This window comes from Klebsiella sp. CD33, from assembly GCF_051992865.1.
In the GTDB taxonomy this organism is placed as follows: domain Bacteria; phylum Pseudomonadota; class Gammaproteobacteria; order Enterobacterales; family Enterobacteriaceae; genus Klebsiella; species Klebsiella pneumoniae.
This window is the reverse complement of record NZ_CP197023.1, coordinates 3,340,707-3,356,118: the sequence shown is the minus strand read 5'-3', so window position 1 is coordinate 3,356,118 and position 15,412 is coordinate 3,340,707. Positions and strand designations below refer to the sequence as shown.

The 15,412-nt window shown below is 55.7% G+C and carries 11 protein-coding genes; 7 read left to right on the top strand and 4 right to left on the bottom strand.

Annotated features, from left to right (window positions below; translation table 11 throughout):
* Positions 1–100: 100 nt before the first annotated feature.
* The 4 genes from pflA to ycaO all read right to left on the bottom strand — a co-directional run bounded on the left by pflA (position 101) and on the right by ycaO (position 6,370).
* Complete coding sequence (gene pflA, locus ACR809_RS16675) at positions 101–841, bottom strand: pyruvate formate lyase 1-activating protein (protein WP_002898145.1); 741 nt, start codon at positions 839–841, stop codon at positions 101–103.
* A gap of 191 nt (positions 842–1,032) precedes the next feature.
* The gene (pflB, locus tag ACR809_RS16670; protein ID WP_002898148.1) at positions 1,033–3,315 is read right to left on the bottom strand and encodes a formate C-acetyltransferase; all 2,283 of its coding nucleotides are present in this window, start codon (positions 3,313–3,315) and stop codon (positions 1,033–1,035) included.
* A 51-nt stretch (positions 3,316–3,366) separates the two neighbouring features.
* Positions 3,367–4,224 (bottom strand): formate transporter FocA, encoded by an 858-nt coding sequence (focA, locus tag ACR809_RS16665; RefSeq protein ID WP_002898150.1) that lies wholly within the window; start codon positions 4,222–4,224, stop codon positions 3,367–3,369.
* 385 nt (positions 4,225–4,609) lie between these two features.
* Positions 4,610–6,370: a 30S ribosomal protein S12 methylthiotransferase accessory factor YcaO gene (gene ycaO, locus ACR809_RS16660; RefSeq protein WP_004150842.1), complete on the bottom strand. Its 1,761-nt coding sequence runs from the start codon at positions 6,368–6,370 to the stop codon at positions 4,610–4,612.
* Between the two features lie 115 nt (positions 6,371–6,485).
* On the opposite strand from ycaO, the gene ACR809_RS16655 reads away from it, so the two are divergent.
* From ACR809_RS16655 to ACR809_RS16625, 7 genes are all read left to right on the top strand, one after another.
* Positions 6,486–7,178 carry a DUF421 domain-containing protein gene (locus ACR809_RS16655; protein ID WP_002898152.1) on the top strand — a complete coding sequence of 231 codons (693 nt, stop codon included), beginning with the start codon at positions 6,486–6,488 and terminating at the stop codon, positions 7,176–7,178.
* Positions 7,179–7,366: 188 nt separating this feature from the next.
* Entirely contained in the window at positions 7,367–8,455 is a 1,089-nt protein-coding gene (serC, locus tag ACR809_RS16650) for a 3-phosphoserine/phosphohydroxythreonine transaminase (RefSeq protein ID WP_002898155.1), read from the top strand.
* A gap of 73 nt (positions 8,456–8,528) precedes the next feature.
* A complete protein-coding gene (gene aroA, locus ACR809_RS16645) occupies positions 8,529–9,812 on the top strand; it encodes a 3-phosphoshikimate 1-carboxyvinyltransferase (protein ID WP_002898157.1) in 1,284 nt (427 codons plus the stop codon).
* Between the two features lie 174 nt (positions 9,813–9,986).
* On the top strand, positions 9,987–10,670 hold the full coding sequence (cmk, locus tag ACR809_RS16640; RefSeq protein ID WP_002898160.1) for a (d)CMP kinase: 684 nt from the start codon (positions 9,987–9,989) through the stop codon (positions 10,668–10,670).
* Positions 10,671–10,803: 133 nt separating this feature from the next.
* Positions 10,804–12,477: a 30S ribosomal protein S1 gene (gene rpsA, locus ACR809_RS16635; protein WP_002898162.1), complete on the top strand. Its 1,674-nt coding sequence runs from the start codon at positions 10,804–10,806 to the stop codon at positions 12,475–12,477.
* Between the two features lie 151 nt (positions 12,478–12,628).
* Complete coding sequence (gene ihfB, locus ACR809_RS16630; protein WP_002898165.1) at positions 12,629–12,916, top strand: integration host factor subunit beta; 288 nt, start codon at positions 12,629–12,631, stop codon at positions 12,914–12,916.
* Positions 12,917–13,121: 205 nt separating this feature from the next.
* Positions 13,122–15,386 carry a ComEC family protein gene (locus tag ACR809_RS16625; protein ID WP_014907896.1) on the top strand — a complete coding sequence of 755 codons (2,265 nt, stop codon included), beginning with the start codon at positions 13,122–13,124 and terminating at the stop codon, positions 15,384–15,386.
* The last annotated feature ends 26 nt before the right edge of the window (positions 15,387–15,412 follow it).

The following is a 15,412-nucleotide window of genomic DNA, read 5'->3' as shown; positions in this document are numbered from 1 at the left end:
GAGAGGACAAGTCGTTTTTCATGAGAATGAAACGGCGGGGCGGACACAGCTTCCCACGCCGTTGCAGGCCGGCATAAGCGCATCACCGGCCCGGGCGGGATTAGTACATTACTTTGTGACCATACTGCTCAAGGATGCCTTTTACCCGCTCCATGGTCTCTTTCTTCGGCGGATGGACGCCGTCCAGCTTGTACTCTTCGCCCATCGCTACCCATTTGTGTTTACCCAGCTCATGGTAGGGCAGCAGCTCGATTTTTTCGACATTGCCCATATCGCGGGTAAATTCGCCCAGGCGGTGCGCGGAATCATCATCGTCTGACCAGCCGGGAACCACCACGTAGCGGATCCAGACATTGATATTCTTCTTCGCCAGATACTGGGCGAATTCCAGCGTACGATGGTTAGAGACGCCGACCAGGTTCTGGTGAATCTCATCGTTCATCTGCTTGAGATCCAGCATCACCAGGTCTGTTACCTCCAGCAGCTCGTCGATAACCGGATCGTAGCGACGTACGAAGCCGTTGGTATCCAGGCAGGTGTGGATGCCTTCTTTCTTACACGCGCGGAACCAGTCGCGAACAAACTCCGCCTGCAGGATCGCCTCACCGCCCGAGGCGGTGACGCCGCCGCCGGAAGCATTCATAAAGTGACGATAGGTCACCACCTCTTTCATTAATTCTTCAACGGTGATTTCTTTGCCGCCGTGGGTATCCCAAGTGTCACGGTTATGGCAGTACAGGCAGCGCATCAGGCAGCCCTGGAAAAAGGTAATAAAGCGGATGCCCGGGCCATCAACGGTACCACAGGATTCAAAGGAGTGAATGCGACCAATAACTGACATTGCGGTGTTTTCTCCAGATGTGGCCCATCCGGGGCCGTGTTGGTGCGCAGCTCAGCGGCTGCGTCGAGTCTGTTTTGACAGGTACCCAAAGTATAGATAACTGGCAAAGCAGGCTGGGGCGGGGAATGCTTGTTAAAAAGGCCCCACTGATGTGGGGCCTTTATTGTACGCCTTTTCAGTCAGACAGGGAATTACATGGTCTGAGTGAAGGTACGGGTAATAACATCCTGCTGCTGTTCTTTGGTCAGGGAGTTAAAACGTACGGCGTAGCCAGATACACGGATGGTCAGCTGCGGATATTTTTCCGGGTTTTCCATCGCGTCGAGCAGCATTTCGCGGTTCATGACGTTCACGTTCAGGTGCTGACCACCTTCGATGGACGCTTCGTGATGGAAGTAACCATCCATCAGACCCGCCAGGTTGGTCTTACGAACTTCGTCGTCTTTACCCAGCGCGTTCGGCACGATAGAGAAGGTATAAGAGATACCATCTTTCGCGTAAGCAAACGGCAGTTTAGCGACGGAGGTCAGAGAGGCTACTGCGCCTTTCTGGTCACGGCCGTGCATCGGGTTAGCACCTGGACCGAACGGCGCGCCAGCGCGACGACCGTCTGGGGTATTACCGGTTTTCTTACCGTACACCACGTTAGAGGTGATGGTCAGAACAGACTGAGTCGGGATAGCGTTGCGGTAGGTGTGCAGTTTCTGAATTTTCTTCATGAAACGTTCAACCAGGTCAACGGCCATGTCATCGACGCGAGGGTCGTTGTTACCAAACTGCGGGTATTCGCCTTCGATTTCGAAGTCGATAGCCAGACCGTCTTCGTCACGAATCGGTTTAACTTTCGCATATTTGATAGCAGACAGGGAGTCAGCAGCAACGGACAGACCAGCGATACCACACGCCATGGTGCGGATAACGTCACGGTCGTGCAGCGCCATCAGAGAGGCTTCGTAGCTGTACTTGTCGTGCATGTAGTGGATGATGTTCAGCGCGGTGACGTACTGTTTAGCCAGCCAGTCCATGAAGTGATCCATGCGATCCATTACTTCGTCGAAGTTCAGGACGTCGCCTTTGATCGGTTCAGATTTCGGACCAACCTGCATTTTCAGTTTTTCATCCACGCCGCCGTTGATAGCGTACAGCATGGTTTTCGCGAGGTTAGCGCGAGCGCCGAAGAACTGCATTTGCTTACCAACAACCATCGGGCTTACGCAGCATGCGATAGCGTAGTCGTCGTTGTTGAAGTCCGGACGCATCAGGTCATCGTTCTCATACTGCAGAGAAGAGGTATCGATGGACACTTTAGCGGCGAATTTCTTGAAGCTCAGCGGCAGTTTTTCAGACCACAGGATAGTAATGTTCGGCTCCGGAGACGGCCCCATGGTGTACAGGGTGTTCAGGAAGCGGAAGCTGTTTTTGGTCACCAGAGTACGGCCGTCAACGCCCATACCGCCGATGGATTCCGTTGCCCAAATCGGGTCGCCGGAGAACAGTTCATCATATTCCGGGGTACGCAGGAAGCGAACCATACGCAGTTTCATGACCAGGTGGTCAACCATTTCCTGCGCGTCTTGCTCGGTGATTTTACCCGCCTGCAGGTCACGCTCGATGTAGATATCCAGGAAGCTGGAGGTACGACCGAAGGACATTGCCGCGCCGTTCTGAGATTTCACGGCAGCCAGGTAACCGAAGTAGGTCCACTGAATCGCTTCCTGAGCGGTGGTCGCCGGACCGGAGATGTCATAGCCATATTTAGCGGCCATCTCTTTGATCTGGCCCAGTGCGCGGTGTTGTTCAGCGATTTCTTCACGCAGACGGATGGTCGCTTCCAGGTCTTCGCCGCTTTCCAGTTTCGCTTGCAGAGAGTTGAACTGGGCGAATTTGTCTTTCATCAGGAAGTCGATACCGTACAGCGCAACGCGACGGTAGTCACCGATGATACGACCACGACCGTAAGCATCCGGCAGACCCGTCAGCACGCCGGATTTACGGCAGCGCAGGATGTCCGGGGTATAGACGTCGAAAACGCCCTGGTTGTGAGTTTTACGGTACTCTGTGAAGATTTTTTTCAGCATCGGGTCCAGCTCGCGATTATACGCTTTGCAGGAACCTTCAACCATTTTGATACCACCGAACGGGATGATCGCACGTTTCAGCGGCGCTTCGGTCTGCAGACCAACGATTTTTTCCAGACCTTTCTCGATATAGCCCGCGTCGTGAGAGGTGATGGTGGAAGCCAGGGCAGTGTCAAAATCAACAGGCGCGTGAGTGCGGTTTTCCTGTTTTACACCTTCCATTACGGTGTCCCACAGCTTGGTGGTCGCTTCAGTCGCGCCAGCCAGGAAGGATTCGTCGCCTTCGTATGGGGTGTAGTTTTTCTGAATAAAGTCACGGACGTTGACTTCATTCTGCCAGTCACCTTTCGCAAAACCTTCCCAGGCTGTGGCTAACTTTTCATTAAGCTCGGACATGTAACACCTACCTTCTTAAGTGGATTTTTTATTTACTGCCTGAAACAACCCTTAGTGATGGTCGTTGCCACGCAGGTAAATGACCCAGTATGTCAACCCGACCAGCAGACCCCCGCCGATAATGTTCCCGATAGTTACCGGAATCAGGTTATCAGTGATGAAGTTCATAACGGTCAAGTGAGAGAAACTTTCCGGAGTCGAACCGATGGCGGTCCAGAATTCCGGGCTTGCAAAGTTGCGGATTACGATACCCATCGGGATCATAAACATGTTGGCGATGCTGTGCTCAAAGCCGCTGGCAACGAACATCGCTACCGGCAGGACCATGATCATCGCTTTATCCATCAGGCTACGACCGGAATAGCTCATCCATACGGCGAGACAAACCATCAGGTTAGCGAGGATACCCAGGCTCACGGCCTCCACAAAAGTATGGTGCATTTTGTGGTCGGCGGTCTGCAGAACGTTTAGCCCCCAGCCGCCGTTGGCAGTCATATATTCGCCTGATAACCACATCAGCAGCACAAACAGCAGCGCGCCCACCAGGTTACCAAAATAGACGTTGAGCCAGTTTTTTGCCAGTTGCCCCCAGGTAATTCGACCGCTGGCTTTGGCCACCACGATCAGTACCGTAGAGGTAAAGAGGTCAGCGCCGCAGATAACGCACAGAATCAGACCCAGAGAAAAACAGATCCCACCGATAAGTTTGGCAATCCCATAAGGCATCGCGGCAGTGCCGGTGGTCGCGGTGATATAGAATACGAAAGCGATGGAGATGAAAACGCCAGCGGTGATCGCCAGATAAAACGTCTTCATCGGATGCTTCGTTGCTTTATAGACACCTGCTTCTTCGGCGACTTTCGCCATCGCGGCAGGGAGCAAAAGATCAAAAGGGTTGTCAGCTTTCACACTAACTCTCTCTTTATATAAGTTGGCGGTGAGATACTAACAAAGCATTATAGAAGGGAAATTGATATAGATCATATCTCGCCGGAACTATATGCCTTTTTAGTGTGTGGTTTTTATTGAAATCATCTATAACTGCATGAAATGTATAGAGAAAATAATTTTTAAATTTTATAAATAATGTTGAATTTTTTCTTTTTTACCCCCATTTTTGAGTTAATTAAAATGGAGTATTTTTATTAAATTTAACAATTGATAAATGATGAAATGGCGTTATTTAACATTAATTAACTTTACAACTACAAATTATAGGAGGCGCTTTCTCAGGGTTAAATAACGGAGCCGCTGAGGGCTCCGTTGTAAGCATGAACGATGGCGCAAGCTGGGCTTATTTTGCCCAAAACGCCGCTTTCGCCCGCTGCAGTTTTTCATAGGCTTTCAGCAGCGACTGATGGGCCGGGAAGGCCTGCAGATCGCTATCGACCGCCTGGAGACCATAGAACGGCGCTTCCCCGCTCAGCGCCGCGCTGGCGGCTTCGACCGCGTCGGCGCCGTACATACGGATGAAGGCGTTCAGGTACTGCAGCGGCTGACGCTCTTCTTCCTGGCTCAGCAGCAGCAGGGTTTGCAGACAGCGATAGTAGTTCGCGCGCTCCGCGCTGAAGACCGAAGCATTAAATTCCATGGTCCACTCGGTCCAGATCAGCGCCTGTTCCAGATCGCCGCCGGCCAGGGCCAGCATCGCTTTCAGCTCGCCGACGCGCAGGGTATACCAGCCGTTGTCTTTTCCGGTGGCGAGCCCCAGCAGTTCGCGAACGCGGGTGAAATCATCCAGACCTTCATCGTCCATCTGCTCGATCAGCGCCAGGTAATCTTCTTTATCCCACTCGCTGCCCGGCAGGGACAGAATGGTGTCCCGCAGATGAGCGCCCATGCTGTTGTTCGCCAGCCACAGGTCTTCCGCCGGGTATATGTCCGACATCCCCGGGACGATGATACGGCAGGCGTAAACGCCCAGGTGCTCGTAGTCGGCGATGTACACTTCTTTATCTTCGGCCTTGAAGATGGCCATCAGGGTGGCGAACTCTTCTTCGGTAGTACCAGAGAAGCTCCAGTCAACGAATGGATAGTCGGCGTCCTGCTTGAACATATCCCAGGAGATCAGGCCGCTGGAGTCGATAAAGTGGGTTTCGAGGTTCGCGTGCTCGGCGACCTCTTCGTCATCGAAGGTTGGCGGCGTGAAGACGTCGAGGTCTTTCAGGCTGCGGCCCTGCAGCAGTTCGGTGACGGTTCGCTCCAGCGCCACGCCAAAGTCCGGGTGGGCGCCGAAGGAGGCGAAGCAGGTGCCGTTAGCCGGGTTAAACAGCACGACGCAGATAACCGGATATTTGCCGCCGAGCGAGCCATCATAGGCAAAGATCGGGAAACCTTCAGCTTCCAGTTTGGCGATCGATTCCACGACGCCCGGATAGCGCGCCATGACTTCCGCCGGGATCTCCGGCAGGCTGATGCTTTCAGCGATGATGCGGTTTTTAATGTGACGTTCAAAGACCTCTGACAGACCCTGTACCCGCGCTTCGTTGCGGGTGTTACCGGCGGACATGCCGTTGGAGACGTACAGGTTACCGACAATATTCATCGGAATATAGACGGTTTCGCCGTCGGACTGGCGGGTAAAAGGCAGACCGCACACGCCGCGCTCATCGTTACCCGACTGCAGATCCACCAGCATACTGGCCGTTAACTGATCGTCAGGATCGTAGAACGCGCGCAGGCGGGCATCCAGCAGACCTTCCGGGACTTCATCATCCTCAGTCAGCGGGAACCACTTTTCGTTCGGGTAGTGAACAAACGGGCCGTTAGCGATTGTGTCGCCTAACCAGAAGTCGGCGAAGAAATAGTTAGTGGACAGACGTTCGAAATATTCGCCCAGCGCGGAGGCCAGGGCTGCCTTTTTGGTGGCGCCTTTACCATTGGTAAAGCACAGCGCGCACGCTTTATCGCGAATGTGAACGGACCACACGTGCGGCACCGGGTTCAGCCACGAGGCCTCTTCGATATCAAATCCGAGGTCGAGCAATTTCTGCTGGAAGCGAGCGATGGAATCTTCCAGGGCGGCATCTTTGCCGGGAATAAACGTTTGGGTCATGGCGATCACTTTTGTCGTACGGAAAGCGCGCAATGATACGGCTTTTATCTGACAGGTGCTATCTCCATCATCTGGCTATGCTTAGAGGCATCTTTAATACACAGGGAGATGGAAAATGAAAGCCTTTGACTGGCAGCGGATGGCGCTCGATAAAGTACCGGTGGAATTCCTGGCGGAGGTGGCGTTGCGCAGCCTCTATACCTTCGTTCTGGTCTTTATTTTCCTCAAGATTACCGGACGGCGCGGCGTGCGGCAGATGTCGCTGTTCGAGGTGCTGATTATTTTGACCCTCGGCTCGGCGGCGGGTGACGTGGCGTTTTATGACGATGTGCCGCTGCTGCCGGTGCTGGTGGTCTTCGTTACGCTGGCGCTACTGTATCGCGGCATTATGTGGCTGATGGGGCATAGCGAAAAGCTGGAGGATCTACTGGAGGGGAAACCTATCGTAGTGGTGGAAGAGGGGCAGTTGGCCTGGGAGAAGCTGCATGCGGAAAACATGACCGAATTCGAATTTTTTATGGAGCTGCGGGTCAACAGCGTCGAGCAGCTTGGCCAGGTCCGGCTGGCAATCCTCGAAACCAACGGGCAGATCAGCGTGTTTTATTATCCCGATGAAGAGGTGAGGGCCGGATTATCGATCCTTCCAGCGCATTGTACCACACGCTATACCACCATTCCGCAAGAGGGGATCTATGCCTGCGTGCGCTGCAGCATCGTAATGGCGATGCAGGCGGGAGAAAAACGAATATGTCCGCGCTGCGCAAATGCAGAATGGTCGAAGGCCAGCCGGGCGAAACGGCTTACCTGACAGCAAATATGTCGGTTTTATTACGTCAAGCCGATAGATTCTGTTGTGTGACGGCGGCCGCGTTTTACCGTCGGCGAGTTTTAGCCATTGCGGACCGTGTCACTGAATGATAAAACCGATAGCCACAGGAATAACTTATGCCCGCGGCGGTTCGCGGGCAAAACAACATAGCAACGTGGTGAGGGGAAATGGCTCAGGTCTATAACTTCAGTTCGGGCCCGGCGATGCTGCCGGCGGAAGTACTCAAACTGGCGCAGCAGGAACTGTGCGACTGGCACGGTCTGGGGACGTCGGTCATGGAGATCAGTCACCGTGGTAAGGAGTTTATCCAGGTGGCAGAAGAGGCAGAACAGGACTTCCGCGCTCTGCTGAACATCCCTTCCAACTATAAAGTTTTATTCTGCCACGGCGGCGGCCGCGGCCAGTTCGCCGGGATCCCGCTGAACATCCTCGGCGATAAAAAGGTCGCTGACTATGTGGACGCCGGCTACTGGGCGGCCAGCGCGGTCAAAGAGGCGAAGAAATACTGCACGCCGAACGTTATCGACGCGAAAATCACCGTCGACGGCAAGCGCGCTGTGAAGCCGATGAGCGAGTGGCAGCTGACCCCGGGGGCGGCCTATCTGCACTACTGCCCGAACGAAACCATTGACGGTATCGCGATTGATGAGACGCCGAACTTCGGCGACGACGTCATCGTGACCGCCGATTTCTCCTCCACCATTCTTTCCCGCGAAATTGACGTCAACCGCTTCGGCGTAATCTACGCCGGCGCGCAGAAGAATATCGGTCCGGCTGGGCTGACGCTGGTCATCGTGCGTGAAGATCTGCTGGGCAAAGCCAGCGTGGCCTGCCCGTCAATTCTTGACTACACCGTGTTAAGCGAGAATGACTCGATGTTTAACACACCGCCGACGTTCGCATGGTATCTGGCTGGACTGGTGTTTAAGTGGCTGAAGCAGCAGGGCGGGGTTGCCGCGATGGATAAAATCAACCAGCAGAAAGCCGAACTGCTCTACGGCGTGATCGATAACAGCGGCTTCTATCGTAACGATGTGGCGCAGGCCAACCGTTCGCGTATGAACGTACCGTTCCAGCTGGCGGACAGCGCCCTGGACAAACTGTTCCTCGAAGAGTCGTTTGCTGCCGGGCTGCACGCGCTGAAGGGCCACCGGGTGGTGGGCGGCATGCGTGCTTCCATCTACAACGCCATGCCGCTGGACGGCGTGAAGGCGTTAACCGACTTTATGCTGGACTTCGAACGCCGCCACGGTTAATCGCCTGTTTCTTTATTCCTCCCCGCGGCCTGTCTGCGGGGTTTTTATTCTGTTTGTTTGAGAGTGAAGTTTGATGGAATCCCTGACGTTACAACCCATCGCACGCGTAGAGGGCACCGTGAACCTGCCAGGTTCGAAAAGCGTCTCCAACCGCGCGCTGCTGCTGGCTGCCCTGGCCCGCGGCACGACGGTGCTGACCAACCTGCTGGACAGCGACGATGTGCGCCATATGCTGAATGCCCTGAGTGCGCTGGGGGTTCAATATACCCTGTCTGCCGACCGCACCCGCTGCGAAGTGACCGGCAACGGCGGCCCGTTGCGCTCTGCCGCGGCGCTGGAGCTGTTCCTTGGCAACGCCGGTACCGCGATGCGTCCGCTGGCGGCGGCTCTGTGCCTTGGCAGCAACGATATCGTGCTGACCGGCGAACCGCGGATGAAAGAGCGTCCGATCGGCCATCTGGTGGATGCCCTGCGTCAGGGCGGCGCTCAGATCGACTATCTGGAGCAGGAAAATTATCCACCGCTGCGCCTGCGCGGCGGTTTTCAGGGCGGCAACGTCGAGGTTGACGGCAGCGTCTCCAGCCAGTTCCTGACCGCGCTGCTGATGACCGCGCCGCTGGCGCCGCAGGATACCGTCATCGTCATTAAGGGCGATCTGGTGTCGAAACCCTATATCGACATTACGCTGCACCTGATGAAAACCTTCGGCGTTGAGGTGGACAATCAGTCTTATCAGCGATTTGTGGTGCGCGGCAAGCAGCAGTATCAGTCGCCGGGAGATTACCTGGTGGAAGGCGATGCTTCCTCGGCCTCGTATTTCCTCGCCGCTGGCGCCATTAAGGGCGGCACGGTAAAAGTCACCGGTATCGGCCGCAACAGCGTACAGGGCGACATTCGTTTCGCCGACGTACTGGAGAAAATGGGCGCCACCGTCACCTGGGGCGACGATTTCATCGCCTGCACCCACGGCGAGCTCAAGGCGGTCGATATGGATATGAACCATATCCCGGACGCCGCGATGACCATCGCCACCGCCGCGCTGTTCGCGCAAGGGACCACTACCCTGCGCAATATCTACAACTGGCGGGTCAAGGAGACGGACCGTCTGTTCGCCATGGCGACCGAGCTGCGTAAAGTGGGCGCCGAGGTGGAAGAGGGGGAAGATTATATCCGCATCACCCCGCCGGCAAAGTTGAAGTACGCAGAAATCGGCACCTATAACGACCACCGGATGGCGATGTGCTTCTCGCTGGTAGCGCTGTCTGATACGCCGGTGACCATCCTTGATCCCAAATGTACGGCCAAAACGTTCCCTGACTACTTTGAGCAGCTGGCGCGGATCAGTACCCTCGCCTGAGTAAAACTTTGTCATCCCGCGGGCTGATGTCCTGTCAGCCCGCTATAATTGCGCAAAACTTCTGCTTTTCATTTCCTGTAGTCCGTAATTTACAAGCAATGCTCACTTTCCGGCGTATTGATGCGTATAATGCGCGGCGTTTATATTCCATGCGCCTTGCTGAAGGAGAAAAAGATGACGGCGAATATTCCGGTAATCACCATTGATGGGCCTGGCGGTGCGGGTAAAGGTACGTTGTGCAAGGCAATGGCGGAAGCGCTGGGCTGGCATCTGTTAGATTCAGGCGCGATCTACCGCGTTCTGGCGCTGGCGGCGCTGCATCATCATGTCGACGTGGAGTCCGAAGAGGCGCTGGTGCCCCTGGCTGCCCATCTTGACGTGCGTTTTATTTCTACTGACGGCAACCTGGAAGTGGTGCTGGAAGGGGAAGATGTCAGTAGCGAAATTCGCACTCAGGAGGTCGCGAACGCGGCCTCGAAAGTGGCGGCTTTTCCGCGCGTTCGCGAAGCGCTGCTGCGCCGCCAGCGCGCCTTCCGCGAACTGCCGGGGCTTATCGCCGACGGTCGCGATATGGGAACGGTAGTTTTCCCGGACGCGCCGGTGAAAATTTTCCTCGATGCCTCGGCCGACGAGCGGGCGCATCGCCGCATGCGGCAGTTGCAGGAAAAGGGCTTTGATGTTAACTTTGAACGTCTTTTGTCCGAGATAAAAGAGCGTGACGATCGCGACCGAAATCGCGCCGTGGCGCCGCTTGTCCCGGCTGCCGATGCATTAGTTCTCGATTCAACCGAACTAAACATTGAGCAAGTGATTGAAAAAGCGCTACAATATGCGCGCGAAAAATTGGCCGTTGCGTAGGCCTTAACCGGTAACGCGCCGAAGCCTCCGAATTATAGCAGTACCCCGCGGCAATGGATGGTCAGCGGGTATGTGAAACAACCCCATCCGGCACGGAGCCAGGTGGACGTTAATATTAACCTGAAGATTAAACATGACTGAATCTTTTGCTCAACTGTTTGAAGAATCCTTAAAAGAAATCGAAACCCGCCCGGGTTCCATCGTTCGTGGTGTTGTTGTTGCTATCGACAAAGACGTAGTACTGGTTGACGCCGGTCTGAAATCTGAGTCCGCCATCCCGGCTGAGCAGTTCAAAAACGCCCAGGGCGAGCTGGAAATCCAGGTTGGTGACGAAGTTGACGTTGCTCTGGATGCAGTAGAAGACGGCTTCGGTGAAACTCTGCTGTCCCGTGAGAAAGCTAAACGTCACGAAGCTTGGATCACGCTGGAAAAAGCTTACGAAGACGCTGAAACTGTTACCGGTGTTATCAACGGCAAAGTTAAAGGTGGCTTCACTGTTGAGCTGAACGGTATTCGTGCGTTCCTGCCGGGTTCCCTGGTAGACGTTCGTCCGGTGCGCGACACGCTGCACCTGGAAGGCAAAGAGCTTGAGTTCAAAGTCATCAAGCTGGACCAGAAGCGTAACAACGTTGTTGTTTCTCGTCGTGCCGTTATCGAATCCGAAAACAGCGCAGAGCGCGATCAGCTGCTGGAAAACCTGCAGGAAGGCATGGAAGTCAAAGGTATCGTTAAGAACCTCACTGACTACGGTGCATTCGTTGATCTGGGCGGCGTTGACGGCCTGCTGCACATCACCGATATGGCCTGGAAACGCGTTAAGCATCCGAGCGAAATCGTAAACGTTGGCGACGAAATCACTGTTAAAGTGCTGAAGTTCGACCGCGAGCGTACCCGTGTATCCCTGGGCCTGAAACAGCTGGGCGAAGATCCGTGGGTAGCTATCGCTAAACGTTATCCGGAAGGTACCAAACTGACCGGTCGCGTGACCAACCTGACCGACTACGGCTGCTTCGTTGAAATCGAAGAGGGCGTTGAAGGCCTGGTTCACGTTTCCGAAATGGATTGGACCAACAAAAACATCCACCCGTCCAAAGTTGTTAACGTTGGCGACGTTGTGGAAGTAATGGTTCTGGATATCGACGAAGAGCGTCGTCGTATCTCCCTGGGTCTGAAGCAGTGCAAATCTAACCCATGGCAGCAGTTCGCGGAAACCCACAACAAGGGCGACCGTGTTGAAGGTAAAATCAAGTCTATCACTGACTTCGGTATCTTCATCGGCCTGGACGGCGGCATCGACGGCCTGGTTCACCTGTCTGACATCTCCTGGAACGTTGCAGGCGAAGAAGCAGTTCGTGAATACAAAAAAGGCGACGAAATCGCAGCAGTTGTTCTGCAGGTTGACGCAGAGCGTGAGCGTATCTCCCTGGGCGTTAAACAGCTCGCGGAAGATCCGTTCAACAACTACGTTGCTCTGAACAAGAAAGGCGCTATCGTTGTTGGTAAAGTGACTGCAGTTGACGCTAAAGGCGCAACCGTAGAACTGGCTGACGGCGTAGAAGGTTACCTGCGTGCTTCTGAAGCATCCCGTGACCGCGTTGAAGACGCAACTCTGGTTCTGAGCGTTGGCGACGAAGTTGAAGCGAAATTCACCGGCGTGGATCGTAAGAACCGCGTAGTGAGCCTGTCTGTACGTGCGAAAGACGAAGCGGAAGAAAAAGACGCTATCGCTACCGTGAACAAGCAGGAAGACGCGAACTTCTCCAACAACGCTATGGCTGAAGCGTTCAAAGCAGCGAAAGGCGAGTAATCTTTGTCATTCAGGTAATAACAACCTGAATAGCGACGAGTTTACTTGACAGATTGCAGGATTCGTCCTGTAATCAAGCACAAAGGGCGGCTACGGCCGCCCTTGTTTAAGCTGTTAGCTAATTTTTGCCTTGAAGGAAACCGGAGGAATAATGACCAAGTCAGAATTGATTGAAAGACTTGCCAGCCAGCAATCTCACATTCCGGCGAAAGCGGTGGAAGATGCTGTTAAAGAAATGCTGGAACATATGGCCTCAACGCTTGCTCAAGGTGAGCGCATTGAAATCCGCGGTTTCGGCAGCTTTTCTCTGCACTATCGAGCACCTCGCACCGGACGTAACCCGAAAACTGGTGATAAAGTCGAACTGGAAGGTAAGTACGTTCCGCACTTTAAGCCCGGGAAAGAATTACGTGACCGCGCCAATATTTATGAAGGGTGAGTTGCACGACGTGCAGCCTGCCTGACGATAAAGAAAGCACCTTCGGGTGCTTTTTTTGTGCCCGCCATTTACGGCCATCCTCACAAAAAAAGCGTGCCCGGCTGCAAGCGAGGCGATTGTCTGGAATGCGCCGCGCAAACCTGAATTCGCCGCCAGGACGCCAGCACCGCTTTGCGTAACACTGCCCACTCACAGGGAGGTGTTTATGCGTCTACCATGGCTTGCCGGATGCGCCATCATTGCAATGCTGCCGCTTCTCTGGCTACCCGTCTTGCCGGGCCCGTGCAGTCTGGCGGGCGCGAGCGCACTGGCGCTGGCGCTGATTCGTCTGCATGGAAGGGCCGTCGCCGGAGTGGCGATGACGCTTCTGCTGGTGGTCTGGGGAGTATTGAGCGCGCATCAGGCGCTGTGGCCGACCCGGCACCTTACCGGCGCCATCCGGCAAGCGGAAGTGATCCTTAGCGAGACGGATGGCCAGACCTTGCACCGTGGACAGATGGTGCGCCTGCGGGGCCGCTATCTGTTTCCCCCGGTAGGCGTAACGCTGTACGGGGAACTTGCACCTGCGCCAGCCTGTGCGGGTCAACACTGGCTGATGACGCTGCGCCTGCGCCCGGTGCACGGGCAGCTCAATGACGGGGGCTTCGACAGCCAGCGCTATGCGCTGGCGCAGCACCGACCGCTGAGCGGAGGGATCGTCGCCGCTTCCGCGCTGGATGCCCGCTGCAGTCTGCGCGCCCGCTATCTGACGTCGCTGACCCGGCGACTGCAGACTTATCCCTGGCGCGCGGTGATGTTGGGATTAGGAATGGGGGAGCGGCTGTCTCTGCCGACGGAGATAAAGGTCCTGATGCAGAACACGGGCACTTCCCATCTGATGGCTATCTCGGGTCTGCATATCGCTCTCGCGGCTTCTCTTATCATGCTGTTGCTGCGCGGCGTGCAGTATATTCTCCCGGGCCGCTGGATTGGCTGGCGGTTGCCCCTTGTCGCCGGGCTGGCGGGCGCCGTCGGCTATGCCTGGCTGACCGGTATGCAGCCGCCGGCCCTGCGCACTTGCTTAGGGCTTGCGGTCTGTTGTGCTTTACGTTTGTCGGGTCAACGCTGGACGGCGTGGCAGGTGTGGCTCTGCTGTCTGGGAGCGATACTGGTTGCCGACCCGCTGGCGGTCCTGTCGCAAAGCCTGTGGCTATCTGCCTTCGCCGTGGCGGGGCTGATCTTCTGGTTCCAGTGGCTCCCGTTGCCTGCCGGCCGCTGGCGCTGGCCGTGGAAGACCATAATTGCTCTTGTTCATTTGCAGGCTGGCGTGACGCTGCTGCTGCTGCCGCTGCAGTTGTTGCTATTCCATGGCATAAGCCTGACGTCGATGGCGGCTAATTTGCTGGCGGTACCGTTAGTCACCCTGTTGGCGGTGCCGCTTATTCTGACCGCGATGCTGGTGCATCTCTCGGGGCCGGAGTTAGTGGAGTCGCTACTCTGGCTGGCGGCCGATCGCGTGCTGGCGCTACTGTTTTGGGGATTACGACGTTTACCGGACGGCTGGTTGATGCTGGATACTCGCTGGCTGTGGATCAGTATCCTGCCGTGGCTGTTGGTGATGGGCTGGCGTTTTCAGAGCTGGCGGCATTCACCGGCGCTGTGTCTCAGCGTGCTGTTTTTACTGACGCGGCCATTCAGCCGACAACCGCCTGCGGACGAATGGCGGGTGACGATGCTGGATGTCGGACAGGGGCTGGCGATGGTGATCGAGCGTCACGGTAAGGCATTGCTTTACGATACCGGGCCGGCTTGGCCGCAGGGTGATAGCGGTCAACAGGTGATTATCCCGTGGCTGCGCTGGCACCATCTGCAGCTGCAAGGGATTATGCTGAGCCATGAACATCTGGATCATCGCGGCGGCCTTGATTCAGTGCTGCAGGCATGGCCGCAGGCGTGGGTGCGCAGCCCGTTAGGCTGGGCGCATCATCTGCCGTGTCATCGCGGTGAGCGCTGGCAATGGCAGGGACTCAACTTCCAGGCCCTGTGGCCGCTACCGGGCAGCACGGCAAAGGGTAACAATCATTCCTGTGTGGTGCGGATCGATGATGGTCGCTCCAGCATCCTGCTCACCGGCGATATAGAACGTCAGGCGGAGCAGGCGATGATCAGCCGTTACTGGCGGCATCTGACGTCTACACTTATTCAGGTTCCCCACCACGGCAGCAATACCTCCTCCAGCGCGCTGCTGGTCCGCCGGGTGGATGGCGCGGCCGCGCTGGCCTCCGCTTCGCGCTACAATGCGTGGCGGATGCCCTCGTACAAGGTGGTTCAGCGCTACCGCCAGCGGGGTTATCGCTGGTTCGCCACGCCGCAGCAGGGGCAGATAACGGTGGTTTTTTCCGCAGAAGGGTGGCAAATCCATAGCTTACGGGATCAAGTTTTACCGCGTTGGTATCATCAGTGGTTTGGCGCGCCCGCCGATAACGGGTAGAATATGCGGCTATTTCAACACAAGCT